The following is a 17,841-nucleotide window of genomic DNA, read 5'->3' as shown; positions in this document are numbered from 1 at the left end:
GAACATGGCAGACGCTGCAGCTCACGACGATCACGACCATAAGCCGTATCATGGCTGGGTCCGGTGGGTGTATTCGACCAACCACAAGGACATCGGTACGCTCTATCTGATCTTCGCGATCATCGCGGGCTGCGTCGGCGGTGCCCTTTCGGTCGTCATGCGCATGGAACTGCAGGAGCCGGGAATCCAGATTTTCACCGGTCTGGCGCAGATGGTCTACGGCTTGAACGCCGACGCCGCCCTCGACGGCGGCAAGAGCATGTACAACGCCTTCACCACCGCGCATGCGCTGATCATGATCTTCTTCATGGTCATGCCGGCGCTGATCGGCGGCTTCGCCAACTGGATGGTGCCGATCATGATCGGCGCGCCGGACATGGCTTTCCCGCGCATGAACAACATCTCGTTCTGGTTGCTGCCGCCGGCTTTCATCCTGCTGATCATCTCGGCCTTCGTGCCGAGCGCGCCTGGCGCCTACGGCGTCGGCGGCGGCTGGACGATCTATCCGCCGCTGTCGACATCGGGGCAGCCCGGACCAGCCATGGACCTGGCGATCCTGTCGATCCACATCGCCGGTGCGTCCTCGATCCTCGGCGCCATCAATTTCATCACCACCATCTTCAACATGCGCGCGCCTGGCATGACCATGCACAAGATGCCGCTGTTTGCATGGTCGGTGCTGATCACCGCCTTCCTGCTGCTTTTGTCGCTGCCGGTTCTGGCCGGCGGCATCACCATGCTTTTGACCGATCGTAATTTCGGCACCACTTTCTTCACGCCCGATGGTGGCGGCGACCCGATCCTGTTCCAGCACCTGTTCTGGTTCTTCGGGCACCCGGAAGTCTACATCCTGATCCTGCCGGGCTTTGGCATCGTCAGCCACATCGTCTCGACCTTCTCGAGGAAGCCCATTTTCGGCTATCTCGGCATGGCCTATGCCATGGTCGCGATCGGCGCGGTCGGCTTCATCGTCTGGGCGCACCACATGTACACGACCGGCCTGTCGCTCGACACGCAGCGCTATTTCGTCTTCGCCACCATGGTTATCGCGGTGCCGACGGGCGTGAAGATCTTCTCGTGGATCGCCACTATGTGGGGCGGGTCGATTTCGCTCAAGACCCCGATGCTGTGGGCGATCGGCTTCATCTTCCTGTTCACCGTCGGCGGCGTTACAGGCGTCCAGCTTGCCAATGCCGGCCTCGACCGCCCGCTGCATGATACCTATTACGTGGTCGCGCATTTCCACTACGTGCTGTCGCTGGGCGCGGTCTTTGCGATCTTCGCCGGCTGGTACTACTGGTTCCCGAAGATGACCGGCTACATGTATTCGCCCGTCATCGCCAACACCCACTTCTGGATCACCTTCATCGGCGTCAACCTCGTCTTCTTCCCGCAGCACTTCCTCGGCCTCTCCGGCATGCCGCGCCGCTACATCGACTATCCCGATGCGTTTGCCGGCTGGAACATGGTGTCGTCCTACGGCTCGTACATTTCGGCCGTCGGCGTGGTCATCTTCCTCTATGGCGTCTTCGAGGCCTTCCAGAAGAAGCGGGTGGCCGGCGCCAACCCATGGGGCGAGGGGGCGACGACGCTCGAATGGCAACTGCCTTCGCCGCCGCCCTTCCACCAGTGGGAAAAGCTGCCGAAGATCAAATAGGCGGCAGCCTGGGCGAATACGAAACCGCCGGCCCGCCCGGCGGTTTTGGCCAACGGAATGATGGACTTTAAGTACGCATGGCCCTTGTCGACGACCAATTGATTGATGAACCGGGCTTTCGCATGTCGGAAGCGACGGCGGGCGATTTCTTCGCCCTGCTGAAGCCGCGCGTCATGTCGCTGGTGGTGTTCACCGCTTTTGTCGGCCTGGTCGCAGCACCCGTGACCATCAATCCGCTTCTGGCGGTGATCGCGATCCTGGCTATTGCCATTGGTGCTGGCGCCTCCGGCGCGCTCAACATGTGGTATGACGCCGATATCGATGCGGTGATGACCAGGACCGCCGGCCGTCCGGTGCCGGCCGGCCGCATCCGGCCCGGCGAGGCGCTGAGTTTCGGCTTGGTGCTGTCGGTGCTGTCGGTGATGACGCTTGGCGTGCTGGTCAACTGGCTGTCGGCGACGCTCCTGGCCTTCACCATCTTCTTCTATGCCGTCGTCTACACGATGTGGCTGAAGCGCTGGACGCCGCAAAACATCGTCATTGGCGGTGCTGCCGGCGCCATCCCGCCGGTGATCGGCTGGACGGCTGCGACCGGAACGGTTAGCCTGGAAAGCATCGTCCTGTTCCTGATCATCTTCCTGTGGACGCCGCCGCATTTCTGGGCGCTCGCTCTCTTCAAGTCCGAGGACTATGCCAGGGCCGGCATCCCGATGATGCCGAATGTCGCCGGCCAGGCTTCGACCCGACGCCAGATCTTCGCCTATGCGCTGATCCTTGCGCCGGTTGGCGTGCTGCCTTGGGCGCTCGGTTTCACCACATCAGCCTATGGTGTCCTTGCGGTCCTGCTTGGCGCTGGCTTCGTCTGGTATGCGTGGAAGGTGCTGCGGATGTCCGACGACGACCATGTGATGAAGCCGGCCAAGGCGTTGTTCGGCTACTCGCTGCTCTATCTCTTCGCCATCTTCGCCATCTACCTTGCCGACTGCGTTGTCGGGCGCGCCCTGGCTACGGGTGGAGCATGACCATGGCCGACAACAAGCTTGAACTCGTCGCGCTGACGGAGCGCCAGCAGAAGGCCCGGCGCAACCGCTCGGTAGCCATCGGCCTGGCGCTGGCGGTGCTTGTCGTCATCTTCTATATCGCGACTGTCGTGAAATTCGGTCACAACCTCACCGGAACGATGTGAGGCTCAAGATGAACCATCAGGCTGTGACCCGTCCCCAAAAGAAGAACACCAACGGCATCGTCGCCGGCGTCTGCGTCGCCTTCTTCGGCGGCATGATCGGCATGGCCTACGCGGCGGTGCCGCTCTACGCGATGTTTTGCCAGGCGACCGGTTACGGCGGCACCGTGAAACGCGCAACGCAGCAATATGCCGACCGCGTGCTCGACCGCGATATCACCATCCGTTTCGACGCCAACACAGCCGGCGTGCCGTGGCAGTTCCAGCCGGTCGCCCGCTCGATCACCGTCAAGATAGGCGAGACGGCGCAGGCGCATTATAGCGCGACCAACAAGTTCAGCCACGCCACCGCCGGCCGCGCGACCTTCAACGTGCAGCCGGAACTGGCAGGGCCTTACTTCAACAAGGTCGAGTGTTTCTGCTTCACTGACACCACGCTGAAGCCCGGCGAGACGCTGGACATGCCGGTCGTGTTCTACGTGGATCCCGACATCGTCAATGTGCCGGAACTGAAGGACCTGACGACGATTACTCTATCCTACACGATGTTCCCGATCGAGAAAAACGAGAAAGACAAACCGGTGGTCTCATCAGCGCCGGTCAAAGGCAAGAGCAACAAAGTTTCACATACCGAAGGAAGCCTCGGGGGTTGATATGGCAGACGCGCACGCAAAACCAGAACATGACTACCACCTCGTCAACCCGAGCCCGTGGCCGTTCCTAGGCTCGATCGGCGCGCTGGTCACCGCGATCGGCGGCGTCTCTTACATGCAGTATCTCAAGGGCGGCGACTTCTCGCTCTTCGGCTTCAACATCGCCAATCCGTGGCTGTTCTTCATCGGTCTTTTGATCATTGTCTACACTATGTATGCCTGGTGGTCGGACACCATCAAGGAAGCGCATGAAGGCCACCACACACATGTCGTGTCGCTGCATCTGCGCTATGGCATGATCATGTTCATCGCTTCCGAGGTGATGTTCTTCGTCGCCTGGTTCTGGGCTTTCTTCGACGCCAGCCTGTTTCCCGGCGAGGCACAGCAATACGCCCGCACCGCCTTCACCGGCGGCGTCTGGCCGCCCAAGGGCCTCGAGGTTCTCGACCCCTTCCACCTGCCGCTCTACAACACCGTCATCCTGCTTCTGTCGGGCACAACTGTGACCTGGGCGCACCACGCGCTCATTCATGGCGACCGCAAGGGGCTGATCAACGGCCTGGTGCTGACTGTCGGTCTCGGCATGCTGTTCACCATGGTGCAGGCTTACGAGTACATGCACGCGCCGTTCGGCTTCAGGGATTCGATCTACGGCGCCACTTTCTTCATGGCGACCGGCTTCCACGGCTTCCATGTCATCATCGGCACGATCTTCCTGCTGGTCTGCCTGGTCCGCGCGATGAAGGGCGATTTCACGCCCAAGCAGCATTTCGGCTTCGAGGCGGCCGCCTGGTATTGGCACTTCGTCGACGTGGTCTGGCTGTTCCTGTTCACGTCCGTCTATGTCTGGGCCTCGAGCGGCGCGGTGATCGAAGGCCACTGAAATCCTTTTGAGGAATTGAGTGGGCGGCTGCGGCGACGTGGCCGCCTTATCTTTTGGGGCGAACGGCACTAAGGTAGTGTAATGAGCGACGACAAGGCGATCTGGCCACCGATCGATCCGATTTCGGCCGGCCTCCACGGCCGTTGCCCGCGCTGTGGTGAGGGACGACTGTTTTCCGGCTTCCTCACCGTCGGCAAACGCTGCGCCAATTGCGGCCTCGACTATTCCTATGCCGATGCCGGCGACGGGCCGGCGGTGTTCGTCATTCTGATCATCGGCTTCATCGTCGTCGGGCTGGCGCTGTGGATGGAGGTGACGCTCAATCCGCCGCTCTGGCTGCATCTCGTGCTGTGGATACCGCTGACCTTGGTGCTTTGCCTGGGCGCGCTCAGGCTGATCAAGGGTGTGCTCTTGACGCTGCAATACCGCAACAAGGCAGCCGAGGGCAGGCTGGATCGCGGCGAATGAGCGCGACATCGGGTTCGGTTGCAGGCCGTTCGCGGCCGAAGACGGCATTGCTGCTTGGCCTCGGTCTCGTGCTGTTGTTTACCCTGCTGACGCTCGGCACCTGGCAGGTCCAGCGCCTGTACTGGAAGGAGGGTCTTCTCCAGACCATCGACCAGCGTACGCACTCGGCGCCTGTGCCGTTGGCCGAGGTCGAAAAGCGGTTCGCCGCCACCGGCGACGTCGACTACACGCCGGTGACGGTAACCGGCACTTTCCTGCATCGAGGCGAGCGGCATTTCTTCGCGACCTGGGAAGGCCAGTCCGGTTTCGATGTCTTCACTCCCTTGCATCTGGAGGATGGCCGCTTCGTCCTGATCAACCGCGGCTTCGTGCCCTACGATCTCAAGGACGCGGCCAAGCGCCCGCAAAGCCAGCTAGCGGGCCGGGTGACGGTGACGGGGCTCGCCCGCAACCCGCTGCCGGCGAAGCCCTCGATGATGCTGCCCGACAATGATCCGCAGAAGAACATCTTCTACTGGAAGGATCGCGACGCGATGGCGGCGAGCGCCGGTCTGCCGGCCGGCGCGGGGCTGGTGCCATTCTTCATCGACGCGGACGCCACGCCGAACCCGGGTGGGCTGCCGGTTGGCGGCGTTACCATCATCGACCTGCCGAACAGCCATTTGCAATACGCCGTGACCTGGTACGGCCTTGCCGCCGCCCTTGCCGGCGTCCTCATCTTCAGGCTTCGCCGCCCGGCGAAAGAGGACTGATCGCCACCGGCACCCTTGACAGGGCAGGGGTGCACACCTCATTTCGCGCCTTGAGCTCACGACTTGAGTTCACGATATGACCAACCGGCCCGGAATCATGCTTCACACAACCCCAAAGCCACCGCTGACGATAAGGCTCTGCCAGCCGCGGGGCTTCTGCGCCGGCGTCGACCGCGCCATCCAGATCGTCGTGCTGGCGCTGAAGAAATACGGCGCGCCGGTCTATGTCCGCCACGAGATCGTACACAACCGCTATGTCGTCGAGGGGTTGCAAAGTCTGGGTGCGGTGTTCATCGAGGAGCTCTCCGAGATACCGGCAGAGCATCGCCAGAGCCCAGTCGTCTTTTCGGCGCATGGCGTGCCGAAGTCGGTGCCGGCGGACGCCCAGGCGCGCAACCTCTTCTATCTCGACGCCACCTGCCCGCTGGTGTCGAAGGTTCACAAGCAGGCGATGCGCCATCAGCGGCTCGGCCGCCATGTGCTTCTGATCGGCCATGCCGGCCACCCAGAAGTGATCGGCACGATGGGGCAATTGCCGGACGGCGCCGTCACCCTGATCGAGACCGAAGCCGACGCTGCGAATTTAGTACCCGCCGACCCGCAGGCGCTCGGTTTCGTGACCCAGACGACGCTGTCGGTCGAGGACACGGCCGGTATCATCCGGGCACTTAAGGATCGTTTTCCCGATTTGCAGGCGCCCGCCGCCGAATCGATCTGCTATGCCACCACCAATCGCCAGGAAGCGGTGAAGGAGACCGCCACGGGTGCCGATCTCTTCCTGGTCGTCGGCGCTCCCAACTCCTCCAATTCGCGGCGTCTTGTCGAAGTGGCCGAACGCGCCGGCGCTTCGATGTCGCTTCTCGTACAGCGCGCCTCCGAAATTCCGTGGAATGACATTGCCGGCATCTCGACGCTCGGTCTGTCGGCGGGTGCGTCGGCGCCGGAAATCATCGTCGACGAGATCATCGATGCGTTCCGGCAGCGCTTCGACGTCACGATCGAGCTGGCGGTGACGGCGACGGAAACGGAGGATTTTCCGGTGATGCGGGTCTTGCGCGATGTCGAACTGACGAAGGCCGACATGGCCTTCGTCAACGGAGCCGCGTGAACAGCCCATGGCGGTCTACACCGACGTCAACGAAAGCGAGCTCGGCGCGTTCCTGAAGGCCTATCCGGTCGGCGATCTCCTGTCTTACAAGGGCATCGCCGAAGGCACCGAGAATTCGAATTTCCTGCTGCACACGACCAGCGGCTCCTACATCCTGACGCTCTACGAAAAGCGCGTCGACAAGGCCGACCTGCCGTTCTTCCTCGGCCTCATGGGCCATCTCGCCAGGAAGGGCATTTCCTGCCCGCTTCCGGTTACCGCGCATGATGGCGGCGTCATCGGAACGCTTGCCGACCGGCCGGCGGTCATCATCACCTTCCTCGAAGGCCTTTCGCTGCGGCGGCCGACCTCAGCGCATTGCGGCGAGGTCGGCAAGGCGCTAGCGGCACTGCATCTTGCCGGCGCCGACTTCCCGATGACCCGCCCGAACGCCCTTGCCATCGATGGCTGGCGCAAGCTGTGGAGCGCCGCTCGCCCTCGCGCCGACGAGGTCGAGCCGGGACTGGCGGCCGAGGTCGACGCCGACTTCGCTGATTTCGAGCGGAGCTGGCCCAAAGGCCTGCCGCAAGGCATCATCCATGCCGATCTTTTCCCGGACAATGTCTTCTTCCTCGGTGAAAAACTGTCTGGGCTGATCGACTTCTATTTCGCCTGCAATGATCTCTACGCCTACGATGTCGCCACTTGCCTCAACGCCTGGTGCTTCGAAAAGGATTTCTCCTTCAACCTGACCAAGGGCACGGCGCTGCTTGCCGGCTACCAGAGCGTACGGCCCTTGAGCGGCGACGAGAAAGCCGCGCTCCCGATGCTGGCGCGCGGCTCGGCACTGCGCTTCATGCTGACCCGGCTTTACGACTGGCTGACTGTTGCCAACGGCGGGCTGGTCATAAAACGCGACCCGACCGAATATATCAGGCGGATGCGCTTCCATCGGGCGATCAGCTCTCCTTCCGAATACGGACTGACATGACCAAGCGCGTTGAAATCTTCACCGATGGTGCCTGTTCGGGCAATCCGGGGCCTGGCGGCTGGGGGGCGGTTCTGCGCTTCAACGGTGTCACAAAAGAGCTGTCGGGCGGCGAAGCCGCGACCACCAACAACCGTATGGAGTTGCTGGCTGCCATCTCGGCGCTGAATGCGTTGAAGGAGCCTTGCTCGGTCGACCTTCACACCGATAGCAAATACGTCATGGATGGCATTTCCAAGTGGATCCACGGCTGGAAGAAGAACGGCTGGAAGACCGCCGACAAAAAGCCAGTCAAAAACGGTGAACTATGGCAGGCGCTGGACGAAGCCAACATGCGCCATCAGGTTACCTGGAATTGGGTCAAGGGCCATGCTGGCCATATGGAAAACGAACGCGCCGACGAGCTCGCTCGTGAAGGCATGGCGCCGTTCAAGAAAGGCCCGGTCAAGCCTGCTGTCGCTGCTGCACCGAAGGAAGGCACTCAGGCCAGGAAGCCGGCGGCATCAAAACCCGTCCGGCGCTCGACCCAGAGCTATTGAGGACACTGATCCGCCATGTTCAGCGGATCAGCAGCGCCGTGCCGAAAAGTCCGAGCGCGAACACCGTATGCGACACCAGGTTGAGGGCGCGGATCTGCATTGGGTTGGGGCGTTTTGATGCGGCCCAGCCGGCGCCCATGCCGGGCGCCAGCAGGAACCAGCCGGCGCCGACGGTGACGATGCCGAGGATGAAGGCCGGCAGGAAGGTCGGCGTGGCCAGCCACGCCGCTCCTGCCAGCACGACCAGGATGATTCCGTAGACGATGCCGACAAAATAGTGGAAGGCCCAGCCCAGCGCCGATTCCTGCGCGTAGGGTGCTGCCTCGCCGATATCATCGTGGAAAACCTTGCCGTCCCTCAGATGCCAGACCCAGCGGCCGACCAGTCCCCAGTTCGGCCGCGGCTGAGCAAACACCGTGTTCAGGAAAATTGCCCAGAAGTCCATGAGTGCCGTGGCGCCGATGCCGATCGCCACAGCGCGCCAGAAGATGTCGAACATCGTTGAGGTCCCCAAAAGGCAGGCAATTCCGAAGAGCTAGCGCACGAGCCCCTATGCTGCCGCCAAAACGGAAAGCTGTTCGAGAATGTGAGCCGCACCGGATTCATCAACGCCGGGCTTTGTCTCGACATTGAGCGCGGTGACCTTGCCGTCGTCGACGATCATCGAGAACCGCTTCGAACGCAGACCCATGCCGCCGCCGGAAAGATCGGCTTCGAGGCCGGTCGACTTGGCGAACTCGCCATTACCGTCGGCAAGATAAAGAATCTTGCCTTCACCGCCGCTGAAGCGGGCCCAGGCGCCCATGACGTGAACATCGTTGACGGCGACGACGGCGATGGTGTCGACGCCGCGCGCCAGGATGGCGTCGTAATTGTCCAGATAGCCAGGCAGATGATTGTTGCTGCAGGTCGGTGTGAAAGCGCCGGGAAGGCCGAACAGCACCACCTTCTTTCCCGAGAAAATCTCGGCCGTCGTGATCGCTTTTGCGCCGTCGTCGGTCATCGTCTTGAAGGTCGTTTGGGGCAGCTTGTCGCCAACGGCAATCATCTTGATGGTCCTCATTTGACAAATGGAAGGAAGTATCCCTGCGATAGCGAAATCAAACGTTTCCTGCAACCGTCGGGAGCTTGGAGCAAAGGATGTTCGACCTGAACATCCTTGCTCGGGATCAAGGGAAAGGCAGCAGGCCTTCGACCGCACCGTCGGCAGTTGTCAGCGTGTAGTAAAGTCCGCCATCGGTCGGCGTTGTCGTCGGTCTGTCGAGGATCGGCACGGTAAACACCAGCTTGCCGTCCTTCTCGCTGCGAACCGGCACGCCGAACATGTAGTCCCGCTCGCCGGCGACGAAGAAATCCGCCGCCTCCGGATTGCCCGGAAAGCTCGCCTCGACAATCAGTGTCTCGTGGTCTCCCGGCAGGATGTTGATGCCGAAATCAGGGCTTGCGGGGGCAGGCAGGGTTGCCAGCGCCGCCTTCACCAGCGCGGCGTCTTCGGCATTGTCCGGATCGGCGCCGGGATCGACGGTCAGCCTTGTCTGCACCGGGATGCAGATCGTCTCGCAAATGCCGAGAAAGATATCGGCATCGATGACAGCCGGCTCGTTCGGCGCCGGTAGCGTGAACGTCACCGGCAGCGAAATCGGATAGTCGTAGCCGGCCCACTTGCCGTAGCCGTCGTCATGGCGCTGGGGCGGCGGAAACGAAAACGTCGCGTCGGCAATGTTGGTGCTGGCCGAGATATCGAGTTGCGGCGGCACGCCCGCGTCGCCCGGATCGCGCCAGTAGGTCTTCCAGCCGGGCTTGAGCGCAATATCGAGGACGCCATGGATGCGCCCGGCCTGGTCGGGCTTGCCGCTGGTCACAAGTCGCACTTTGCCGCCCTCGGTGTCATACCAGATCGACGAGGAGGCTGCGGCGGGAAGGCCGGTTCCACATCCAACAGCGGCGCTGATCAGCAGGATTTTCAAGCTTTGCATGGCGGTGATTTGAACGACCGTTCATGGCTGCACAATGATTTCATGGCGTCGCTGTTATCATATTTGCGTGACCTCGGGCACAGCTTTGCGTGGCCTTAGATGCGCGCCAGAGACCAAATCGCGCGCGGCGCATCTTTTCGGCGCTCCGGAAACGCGTTACGCTCCCGTTTATGGACTTGTTGCGCCACAAGAAGATGGCCGCGGGACGCGGCTTTCTCGATGACCAGTTCCTGATTGCCATGCCCGGCATGAAGGACGACCGCTTCACGCGGTCCGTCATCTATATTTGCGCGCACAGCGACGAAGGCGCGATGGGCCTGGTCATCAACCAGACGCAGCAGATGTTGTTTCCGGATCTGCTCGTGCAACTCGGCATTTTGAACGAACAGGAGGCGATCCGCTTGCCCGCGCAGGCCCGCGATTTCGTCGTGCGTAACGGCGGACCGGTGGACCGCAGCCGCGGTTTCGTCCTGCATTCGGGCGACTACCGGGTGGAATCGTCGCTGACCGTCTCCGACGACATCTGCCTGACCGCGACCGTCGACATATTGCGCGCCATTTCGTCGGGCCGTGGGCCCCGGCACGCGCTGATGGCGCTCGGCTATTCGGGCTGGGGCGCCGGCCAGCTGGAAAGCGAGATCGCCGAGAACGGCTGGCTGACCTGCCCGGCAAGTGCCGAGCTCCTATTCGATACCGACATCGAGCGCAAATACGACCGGATTCTCGCTTCGATCGGCATCGACCTCGCGCATCTCAGCCTGGCGGCCGGTCACGCCTAAAGCGCGTCGCGTCTGAAGGGATTCAAAGGGATTCATCCGACGCGCCCTCAGGTTCTTGTTTTATGCCTGTCGTTGTCCCAAAACCGCTGCGCACTTTTGGGCGACATGCATTAGTCAAACAGCCGCCCCATCGTCGGCGAGATAAGGGGTCAAGGCAGTCCAAGCACCATCCGCGGCAGCGTCATCGATAGGGTTGGGACGAAGGTGGTGAGAAGCACCACCGGCATATAGGCGAAGAACACGAAAACCAGCGTCGGCGTCAGCATCCGCGCCAGTGGTACCTTGCCGATCAGCGCGGCGAAATAGAGGATCGGCGCAGTCGGCGGCGTGATCAGCCCCATGCCGAGATTGGTGGCAACAATCGCAGAAAAGTGGATCGGGTCGACGCCGGCTTGCGTCATCACCGGCATCAGCAGCGGCGAGGCGAGCAGTATGCCGCTGACATCTTCCATGAACATGCCGACGATCATCAGGAAGAGATTGGCGAGCAGCAACAGGATGATCGGGTTCTCGCTGATGGTGAGAAAACCCTCCATGATCTGCTGCGGCACGTTCTCCAGGGTCCAAACCCGGCCAAGCATGGCGGCAAAGAAAATCAAAAGCAGGAGCACGCCCGTCGTTTGGCCGCTCCGCCAGACCACTTCGCTCAGATCGCGCCAATTGATGTCCTTGTAAAGGTAGATCGAAACCGGGATGGCGTAGACGACGGCGACTGCCGCGGCTTCGGTTGGCGTGGTTACGCCGCCATAGATGAAGCCGAGGATCAAGACCGGCATTACCAGCCCGAGGCTGGCTCGCTTGGTGCGGCGCGCAACCTCCCGGGCGAATTCGCGCGCGTCGGTCTTTTCAGGCCCGGCGATCGGCATGCTACGCGTCAGCACGAAATTCCAGAAGCCTAGGAAAAGGCAAAGTAGCAGGCCGGGCACCACCGGAGCTAGGAAGCAGGCGAGGATAGAGGTGCCGGTGACCCATCCATACAGGATCATCGAGGCGCTGGGCGGGATGAGCAGTGCCAACACCGAGGATGCCGAGACCAACGCCGTCGCATAGCCACGGTCATAGCCCCGCGCCTCCATGCGCGGGATCATGATGGTGCCGATGGCGGCGACTGCCGACGACGCCATTCCGGAGATCGCGCCAAATATGGCGGTCGTCAGGATGACGACGATGCCGAGCCCGCCCCTCATACGCCCGAACAGGCTGTCAGCGAGGTCGACGAGGCGCGCGGCGATGCCGCCCTGGCTCATGATGCCACCGGCGAGGATGTAAAGCGGGATGGCGATGATCACCAGCGAGGATATTTTCGAATAGCCAGCGCCGACCAGGAAGGTCGCGGCGCCGAGATCACCGAACGTCATCAGCAGCAGCACCGCGCCGGCGAAGCAGAAGGGAACCGGGACGCCGATGACCAGGAGGAGTGTAAGCAGCAGCGCGTCGACGATGATCAGCGTGCTCATTAAGCACCGCCCCTGCCGAAGCGGCGGAGACGGTCGAGGAACTCGACCGCGAAGTAGACCGTCATCAATGTAAGGCACACCGGCATGACGCCGTGCACCCACGCCATCGGAATGCCGGTCTCAAGCGACATCGTCCCGCGCTTCAGCGTGAAAGCCAGATACTGCCAGGCCCACAGCGCCATCCATCCGCACAGTATGAGCGTGATGAGGCTTGCGAAGGCCGCGATCGCCTCCCGAGCTCTGCCCTCAGGCAGAACGAGTTCGACCAGGCTGGCCGAGATGTGGCCGCGTTCCCAGGCGCCATGCGAGGCGCCGATGAAATAGAGATAGACGGCGACGAAGCTTGCCAGTTCCTCGATGCCGAAGAGCGAGATGCCCATCACGTAGCGGGTGAAGACCTGAACCGTGATCAATACCGTCAAGACCGCGCCGCACAAGAGCAGCAGGAAGCGCTGCAGCCGCAGCTTGGCGTTCCAGATGGAAAGCGCCGTTCCCGAGAGGAAGGGAGGCGTGTTGACTCCGGAATGAATGCTCCCGGGCAGTGCCACCGCGACCGTCGTTTCGTCGTCCTTCAACGGATCGCCCTCCCAGCGAAGCAACGCAGGCGGAGTGGTCCCGGCCGAGCGAGCGGCCGGGACCTACCCTTGGATCAGTTGATGCCGAGCGAGGACTTGAGCTGGCCGAGCGTCTCCGCACCGAGCTCGTCGGCGATCTGTGGCCACACATCCTTGCGCGCCACGGTGGCGAGCTTTTCCAGCGTCGCGTCATCGAACGTCACCACCTCGATGCCCGCGGCCTTCATCGTCTCGAGATGCTTGGCGTCCGCCGCCTTGACCTGCTCGAACCGCGCGGCGCTAACCTCCTGAGCCGCCTCGAGCAGAATCTTCTGATCGGCTTCCGGCAGCGATGCGTATTTTTCAGAATTCACAATGAACCAGTCGCCTTCGAAATGATCGTTGTACTGAACCCAGGTCTTGGTGATGTCTTTGAAAGACTCCAGCGCCATGCCGGCTGTGCCCCCGATCTGCCCATCGACCACGCCGGTCTGCATGCCGGTATAGAGCTCTGCCCAGGGCAGTGTTGCGGTGTTGAAGCCGAAGCGTTCCAGAAGCACACGATGCGTTGTGCCGCCCGGCCACACCCGGACCTTCAAGTTGCGCTTCAGTTCCGGATCGGCGGGGTTCTCCACGGCCTTCGCGAAACCGGCGCCGCCCATGCCTTCGCCATAAACGCCGAGCGGCGTCAAGCCTTTGGAGGAAATTGCCTCGCTGACGATGCCGAAGACGGCGCCACCTGGCGACAGCGATTGCTTGGCTGTGTCGTAGTTGGTGAATGCGTAGGGGAACCAGGTGATCGCCAGCCGCTTGTCATCGGCGGTCGCGAGCGGCTGCATCGCCATGTCGACCGCGCCTTGCATGACTTGTTCGTAGACCTCCGTCCAGTCACCGAGCTGGCTGGCCGGATAAACCTTGATCTCGATGCGGCCTTCCGTGCGATCGCCGACCAACTTGGCGAATTTCAGCGCAGCCGCTTCGCCTTCCGAGCCAGGCTGCTTCAGCGTTGAAAGCCGCAGCGTTTCAGCGTGGGCGGCACCGGCAAGCAGAAGAGCCGACGTGATAGTCAGGATTCGTGCCGTCAGTTTCAGGGCATGCAGTGTCATCGTCGTTCTCCTCTTTTTGTTGGTCGCTTGGGTCGTGCCCAGCTTTAATTTGTATGACCATACAATTCAGCCCTCTTACGCTAGCACCCATTCTCGAAGCACGTCAACGGCGTAAAATGCGAATTATATGTCATACAATTTCCAGGAATCTGCATGATTGCATGACGGCGTACCTTGTGGCACTAAATGGCAGGCAGAGGATTCGCCACAGCGCATGTTCGAAAAATCGCAGTTCACGACAGGCGACGTGCCGATCTATCGTCAGATCGCTGACCTGATCGCTGACAAGATCGCCGAAGGGAGGCTGGCCGCCGGCGACCGGCTGCCGCCGCAGCGCGACATCGCCCGCATGGCTGGCGTCAATCTGACAACGGTGACACGCGCCTTTGCATCCCTGCAGGAACGCGGGTTGGTCGAAAGCCGGCCGGGGCGTGGCTCGATCATCGCCGATCCCGCCATGACAGCGAGCTTCCAATCCGCTCCCGTCGACGAGCAAGGTTTCATCGATCTCTCCGTCAACCGCCCTGCAACCACCGGCTATCTGCAGGCGCTGGCGACATTGATGCCTCAACTGCCGTTCGACCGTCGCTACGCGGCGTTGCAGGATTTCCACGCGCCAGAGGGACCTGGTTGGGCGCGCGAGGCGATGGCCGGCTGGTTTTCGGCTATGGCCGGTGTGAACGAGCCGGCGCAGATCGTCATGACCAATGGCGCCCAGCACGGCCTGGCTTGCGTACTTGGCGCATTGGCGCGGCCCGGCGATACCATCCTTGCGGATGCGGTCACCTATCAAGGAATCGGCGCGCTCTGCCGCTCGCTCGATCTTACCCTCAGGCCCGTCGGCATGGATCGCGGCGGCATGCGCCCGGAAGTGTTCGAGGCGATGTGCGCAGAACATAAGCCGCGCGCGGTTTTTCTGGTGCCGACACTGCACAACCCGACAACCATCACTCTTGATTCCGGGCGACGTCAGGCCATCGCGGCGATCGCGCGCAAGCATGATGTGCTGATTATCGAGGACGACGTCTATCGCCCGCTGAAGGAACTGTCGCCGCCTGCCTTCGTCGCCTCTGATCCCGACATCACCATCCATATTGGTGGTTTGTCCAAATGCGTGGCGCCGGGCTTGCGGCTTGGTGCGGTGCTGGCGCCGAAATCGATGATCGCCGACATCGCGGCGATGCTGCGCATCAATTGCTGGAGCACCAGTCCGCTCAACGCGCTGATCGCCACGCGCATGATCGAGGACGGTTTGGTCGACAGCGTGATCGCCGGCCAGCGCAAAGAGTTCGCGCATAGACAGGCAATTGTCAGGGAGCTCCTGTCAGGCTTCGACGTCATGACTGACGATGTCGCTACCCATGCATGGCTGCAACTGCCGGAACCATGGAACGGCAACGCATTCTCGCGTGCGGCGCATCAGAGCGGCGTCGGTGTGCTTTCGGGGGAAGCTTTCGCCGTGGGTCGCGATTCGATTCCGCACGCGGTTCGCATTAATGTCGGTGCTGCCCGCTCTCGTGAAGATCTCCGCCGCGCCTTGGAAAGTCTGCGCGGCATCCTTTCGGGCGATCGCCGCCTCTTCGATACGATGGTCTGAATCGATGCCACCGGATTCGACCGAGATTGCCATCATAGGTGGCGGCGTCATTGGGCTGGCGACCGCAATGCGGCTGGCGGCTGAGGGACGCGAGGTGACGCTTGTCGAACCGAACAAGCCGGGTTCTGGCGCGTCTTACGGCAATGCCGGCACGGTTGCCGATTATGCGGTGATCCCGGTCGGCACGCCAGCTGTGCTGCGCAACCTTCCGTCGCTGCTGTTCAAACGCGACAGCCCGCTGTCGATCCGCCGTTCGGCCCTGCCGGCGCTGATGCCCTGGCTCTTGCGCTTTGCCTGGCAGTCGCTGCCACAAAATGCGGAAAAGAACGCTGCGGCGATCGCCACACTGCTTATGGATTCACTTTCAGGGTGGCGCGAACTGGCCTCGCAGATCGGCGCTAATGATCTGCTGAGGCAGAACGGCTGCCTTTATCTCTATTCCTCGAAACAGGCATTCGCCTCAGCTTCCGCCGACATCGGTTTGCGTACGAAATACGGTATCGGGCAGGAGTTTCTGACCGCCGATGAGGTTGCGGCAATCGAGCCGAAGCTGCCGCCTTTCGAGGGTGGCGGTGTGCTTTTTCCCCACGCGGTCAATCTCACAGATCCGGGCGCGATGATGGAACGCCTGGCCAAAGCCGCGGCAGCGGCGGGCGTTCGTTTCATCACCGCAAGAGCGGAACGGATCGCGCGCGGCGACGGTCAAGTCCATGTCACAGGCGAAGCGCTTGATCTCCTGGCCAAGACCGTCGTCATTGCCGCCGGCGCGCATTCGAAGATGCTGGCTGCACAAGCCGGCGACCACGTAGCGCTCGACACCGAGCGCGGTTACCACGTCGAGTTCGACATGCAGACGCCGCTGCTCTCGCGTCCGGTCTGCCCAACTGCACGCGCCTTCTACCTGGTGCCGATGGCCAACCGGCTGCGAGTTGCCGGAACCGTCGAGTTAGGTGGGCTGAACGCCCCGCCCAGTCCGCGTCGGATCGAACTTCTGGAACGCGGCGCGCGGGCAATCTTTCCGACACTGGGCAAACCGGACCGCACCTGGCTCGGCTTTCGGCCTTCCGTGCCTAACTCAGTGCCAGTGATCCGCTCATCGCGTGGCGGCAGCAACATCATACTTGCTTTCGGCCACGGCCATCTCGGCCTAACGCTGGCACCGGTGACGGCTCGCATGGTCAGCGCCATCATTGGTCGGCGTCCAAACTCACTGCCTGTGCACTCCTGATCCCATATGATTTTGACCATAAGTGCCTGGCAAGGACACGATTTGCTTGTGGTGGCGGCCTTGGACAGGGACCGTTTGAACACGTGGCGCAGCTAAAAGGCGCCGCGCACAGGCATCACCAGTGAGGACACGCGGTTTTATCGCGCCAGCCAGCACGACTGCAAAGTCTGGAGCTGACGCCGCAGCGTTATCTGATACGCCCCTTCCGTAACCCCCGAGCCTTGAGCCGGGCGCATCCCTTCACGAGGCCGATAAATGCGGCAAACCGCTCGATTTTCAGCGGTTTTTCTGCTAAGGTTTTTTGCCATTGGAGATTTGTTGATGAACATTCATTCGACCCGTCCCGACAACTCGCCGGAGGCCGTTGCCCGGCGTCGCAAGGCGACGGATCAGGCTCGCGCGGCCAATATCCGGCAGGGCTACGCCCACGATCCGGTGCTGGAGGAAGCGACGGCGGCCTATGTCGCCGGCGACATTACTCGTGAGGAATATCGCCTGAGGGTCGTGCGGCCGCCGAAACGGGCGTAATCGAAATACCAGCTTTATCAAAGGCGAAAGGCCGCCTGCCCCCGCAGGCGGTTTTTTGTGTGTGCCGAGCATGATCGACAGCTTGGAGGTGTAAGTCCTCTACCCAGCCTGATGGCGGCGAAGGGTTAGCGAAGCGCAAGGGCGTCGTCGCAAGGCGGGGTCTGAAGGAAGCGTGGAGCAAACCCGCGACCCGATGGACAAGAACCGGATACGAGGCCTACCCGGCCGGACGAGCGGGCACATGACCGCGAAGTCCATGGTCATCAAGGACCGGGGTGGTAAATCCGGCGGGTGTGCGGGGAAGGCGGTCGATCTTACCTCGGGAGATCTGTGCCGTGTCCGGAATTCCGGACTGAGCCCGCCGTGAGGCGCGCTGATCGCGGTGCAGAAGTCAGCAGAGGGCATA

At 62.0% G+C, this 17,841-nt stretch carries 20 protein-coding genes; 14 read left to right on the top strand and 6 right to left on the bottom strand.

What is annotated here, in order from left to right; translation table 11 throughout:
- Positions 1-4 precede the first annotated feature (4 nt).
- The 10 genes from ctaD (at position 5) to rnhA (ending at position 8,210) form a co-directional block, all read left to right on the top strand.
- Positions 5-1,657: a cytochrome c oxidase subunit I gene (gene ctaD, locus IQ26_RS08755; RefSeq protein ID WP_145715921.1), complete on the top strand. Its 1,653-nt coding sequence runs from the start codon at positions 5-7 to the stop codon at positions 1,655-1,657.
- 77 nt (positions 1,658-1,734) lie between these two features.
- Positions 1,735-2,679, top strand: a complete 945-nt coding sequence (locus IQ26_RS08750) for a heme o synthase (protein ID WP_145715919.1) — start codon at positions 1,735-1,737, stop codon at positions 2,677-2,679.
- 2 nt (positions 2,680-2,681) lie between these two features.
- Positions 2,682-2,843 (top strand): hypothetical protein, encoded by a 162-nt coding sequence (locus IQ26_RS08745; RefSeq protein WP_126039715.1) that lies wholly within the window; start codon positions 2,682-2,684, stop codon positions 2,841-2,843.
- An 8-nt stretch (positions 2,844-2,851) separates the two neighbouring features.
- Entirely contained in the window at positions 2,852-3,493 is a 642-nt protein-coding gene (locus tag IQ26_RS08740; RefSeq protein WP_145715917.1) for a cytochrome c oxidase assembly protein, read from the top strand.
- Position 3,494: 1 nt separating this feature from the next.
- A complete protein-coding gene (locus tag IQ26_RS08735; RefSeq protein ID WP_145715915.1) occupies positions 3,495-4,376 on the top strand; it encodes a cytochrome c oxidase subunit 3 in 882 nt (293 codons plus the stop codon).
- 81 nt (positions 4,377-4,457) lie between these two features.
- On the top strand, positions 4,458-4,844 hold the full coding sequence (locus tag IQ26_RS08730; protein ID WP_145715913.1) for a DUF983 domain-containing protein: 387 nt from the start codon (positions 4,458-4,460) through the stop codon (positions 4,842-4,844).
- Entirely contained in the window at positions 4,841-5,596 is a 756-nt protein-coding gene (locus IQ26_RS08725; protein WP_162457901.1) for an SURF1 family protein, read from the top strand. The genes IQ26_RS08730 and IQ26_RS08725 overlap by 4 nt, the downstream gene beginning before the upstream one ends.
- 97 nt (positions 5,597-5,693) lie before the next feature.
- Positions 5,694-6,704, top strand: coding sequence for a 4-hydroxy-3-methylbut-2-enyl diphosphate reductase (gene ispH / locus IQ26_RS08720; protein WP_145715911.1), 1,011 nt, complete (start codon positions 5,694-5,696; stop codon positions 6,702-6,704).
- A 7-nt stretch (positions 6,705-6,711) separates the two neighbouring features.
- Positions 6,712-7,674, top strand: a complete 963-nt coding sequence (locus tag IQ26_RS08715; protein WP_145715909.1) for a homoserine kinase — start codon at positions 6,712-6,714, stop codon at positions 7,672-7,674.
- Complete coding sequence (gene rnhA, locus IQ26_RS08710; protein WP_145715907.1) at positions 7,671-8,210, top strand: ribonuclease HI; 540 nt, start codon at positions 7,671-7,673, stop codon at positions 8,208-8,210. The genes IQ26_RS08715 and rnhA overlap by 4 nt, the downstream gene beginning before the upstream one ends.
- 19 nt (positions 8,211-8,229) lie before the next feature.
- Here rnhA and IQ26_RS08705 read toward each other — a convergent pair whose 3' ends face one another.
- The 3 genes from IQ26_RS08705 to IQ26_RS08695 all read right to left on the bottom strand — a co-directional run bounded on the left by IQ26_RS08705 (position 8,230) and on the right by IQ26_RS08695 (position 10,186).
- Positions 8,230-8,709, bottom strand: a complete 480-nt coding sequence (locus tag IQ26_RS08705) for a DUF2938 domain-containing protein (RefSeq protein WP_145715905.1) — start codon at positions 8,707-8,709, stop codon at positions 8,230-8,232.
- Positions 8,710-8,760: 51 nt separating this feature from the next.
- Positions 8,761-9,258, bottom strand: coding sequence for a peroxiredoxin (locus IQ26_RS08700; RefSeq protein WP_145715903.1), 498 nt, complete (start codon positions 9,256-9,258; stop codon positions 8,761-8,763).
- Positions 9,259-9,379: 121 nt separating this feature from the next.
- Positions 9,380-10,186, bottom strand: a complete 807-nt coding sequence (locus IQ26_RS08695) for a protein-disulfide reductase DsbD domain-containing protein (RefSeq protein WP_145715901.1) — start codon at positions 10,184-10,186, stop codon at positions 9,380-9,382.
- Between the two features lie 170 nt (positions 10,187-10,356).
- Here IQ26_RS08695 and IQ26_RS08690 point away from each other — a divergent pair, with 170 nt between their 5' ends.
- Complete coding sequence (locus tag IQ26_RS08690) at positions 10,357-10,965, top strand: YqgE/AlgH family protein (RefSeq protein ID WP_145715899.1); 609 nt, start codon at positions 10,357-10,359, stop codon at positions 10,963-10,965.
- Positions 10,966-11,114: 149 nt separating this feature from the next.
- Here the strand turns inward: IQ26_RS08690 and IQ26_RS08685 are convergent, their stop codons facing one another.
- The 3 genes from IQ26_RS08685 to dctP all read right to left on the bottom strand — a co-directional run bounded on the left by IQ26_RS08685 (position 11,115) and on the right by dctP (position 14,082).
- The gene (locus tag IQ26_RS08685) at positions 11,115-12,422 is read right to left on the bottom strand and encodes a TRAP transporter large permease (protein WP_145715897.1); all 1,308 of its coding nucleotides are present in this window, start codon (positions 12,420-12,422) and stop codon (positions 11,115-11,117) included.
- Positions 12,422-12,997 (bottom strand): TRAP transporter small permease, encoded by a 576-nt coding sequence (locus IQ26_RS08680; protein WP_145715894.1) that lies wholly within the window; start codon positions 12,995-12,997, stop codon positions 12,422-12,424. The genes IQ26_RS08685 and IQ26_RS08680 overlap by 1 nt, the downstream gene beginning before the upstream one ends.
- A 74-nt stretch (positions 12,998-13,071) precedes the next feature.
- A complete protein-coding gene (gene dctP / locus IQ26_RS08675) occupies positions 13,072-14,082 on the bottom strand; it encodes a TRAP transporter substrate-binding protein DctP (RefSeq protein ID WP_145715892.1) in 1,011 nt (336 codons plus the stop codon).
- Between the two features lie 214 nt (positions 14,083-14,296).
- On the opposite strand from dctP, the gene IQ26_RS08670 reads away from it, so the two are divergent.
- The 3 genes from IQ26_RS08670 (at position 14,297) to IQ26_RS08660 (ending at position 17,435) form a co-directional block, all read left to right on the top strand.
- Positions 14,297-15,679 (top strand): aminotransferase-like domain-containing protein, encoded by a 1,383-nt coding sequence (locus IQ26_RS08670; RefSeq protein WP_145715890.1) that lies wholly within the window; start codon positions 14,297-14,299, stop codon positions 15,677-15,679.
- Positions 15,680-15,683: 4 nt separating this feature from the next.
- Complete coding sequence (locus IQ26_RS08665; protein ID WP_145715888.1) at positions 15,684-16,907, top strand: NAD(P)/FAD-dependent oxidoreductase; 1,224 nt, start codon at positions 15,684-15,686, stop codon at positions 16,905-16,907.
- A gap of 321 nt (positions 16,908-17,228) precedes the next feature.
- Complete coding sequence (locus IQ26_RS08660) at positions 17,229-17,435, top strand: antitoxin VbhA family protein (protein WP_145715886.1); 207 nt, start codon at positions 17,229-17,231, stop codon at positions 17,433-17,435.
- The last annotated feature ends 406 nt before the right edge of the window (positions 17,436-17,841 follow it).

This window comes from Mesorhizobium tianshanense, assembly GCF_007830515.1.
Lineage (GTDB): Bacteria > Pseudomonadota > Alphaproteobacteria > Rhizobiales > Rhizobiaceae > Mesorhizobium > Mesorhizobium tianshanense.
Note: the sequence above shows the minus strand (reverse complement) of the source record. Positions and strands in the feature narration are given on the sequence as shown.

Excerpts from the sequence above, each read along its gene's own strand:
- IQ26_RS08700 (WP_145715903.1), bottom strand. The coding sequence starts at position 9,258 with ATGATTGCCGTTGGCGACAAGCTGCCCCAAACGACCTTCAAGACGATG.
- IQ26_RS08745 (WP_126039715.1), top strand. The coding sequence starts at position 2,682 with ATGGCCGACAACAAGCTTGAACTCGTCGCGCTGACGGAGCGCCAGCAG.
- IQ26_RS08660 (WP_145715886.1), top strand. The coding sequence starts at position 17,229 with ATGAACATTCATTCGACCCGTCCCGACAACTCGCCGGAGGCCGTTGCC.
- IQ26_RS08695 (WP_145715901.1), bottom strand. The coding sequence starts at position 10,186 with ATGCAAAGCTTGAAAATCCTGCTGATCAGCGCCGCTGTTGGATGTGGA.
- IQ26_RS08665 (WP_145715888.1), top strand. The coding sequence starts at position 15,684 with ATGCCACCGGATTCGACCGAGATTGCCATCATAGGTGGCGGCGTCATT.
- IQ26_RS08740 (WP_145715917.1), top strand. The coding sequence starts at position 2,852 with ATGAACCATCAGGCTGTGACCCGTCCCCAAAAGAAGAACACCAACGGC.
- ispH (WP_145715911.1), top strand. The coding sequence starts at position 5,694 with ATGCTTCACACAACCCCAAAGCCACCGCTGACGATAAGGCTCTGCCAG.
- IQ26_RS08750 (WP_145715919.1), top strand. The coding sequence starts at position 1,735 with ATGGCCCTTGTCGACGACCAATTGATTGATGAACCGGGCTTTCGCATG.
- IQ26_RS08670 (WP_145715890.1), top strand. The coding sequence starts at position 14,297 with ATGTTCGAAAAATCGCAGTTCACGACAGGCGACGTGCCGATCTATCGT.
- IQ26_RS08715 (WP_145715909.1), top strand. The coding sequence starts at position 6,712 with ATGGCGGTCTACACCGACGTCAACGAAAGCGAGCTCGGCGCGTTCCTG.
- IQ26_RS08685 (WP_145715897.1), bottom strand. The coding sequence starts at position 12,422 with ATGAGCACGCTGATCATCGTCGACGCGCTGCTGCTTACACTCCTCCTG.
- ctaD (WP_145715921.1), top strand. The coding sequence starts at position 5 with ATGGCAGACGCTGCAGCTCACGACGATCACGACCATAAGCCGTATCAT.
- IQ26_RS08705 (WP_145715905.1), bottom strand. The coding sequence starts at position 8,709 with ATGTTCGACATCTTCTGGCGCGCTGTGGCGATCGGCATCGGCGCCACG.
- IQ26_RS08735 (WP_145715915.1), top strand. The coding sequence starts at position 3,495 with ATGGCAGACGCGCACGCAAAACCAGAACATGACTACCACCTCGTCAAC.
- IQ26_RS08690 (WP_145715899.1), top strand. The coding sequence starts at position 10,357 with ATGGACTTGTTGCGCCACAAGAAGATGGCCGCGGGACGCGGCTTTCTC.
- dctP (WP_145715892.1), bottom strand. The coding sequence starts at position 14,082 with ATGACACTGCATGCCCTGAAACTGACGGCACGAATCCTGACTATCACG.
- IQ26_RS08730 (WP_145715913.1), top strand. The coding sequence starts at position 4,458 with ATGAGCGACGACAAGGCGATCTGGCCACCGATCGATCCGATTTCGGCC.
- IQ26_RS08725 (WP_162457901.1), top strand. The coding sequence starts at position 4,841 with ATGAGCGCGACATCGGGTTCGGTTGCAGGCCGTTCGCGGCCGAAGACG.
- rnhA (WP_145715907.1), top strand. The coding sequence starts at position 7,671 with ATGACCAAGCGCGTTGAAATCTTCACCGATGGTGCCTGTTCGGGCAAT.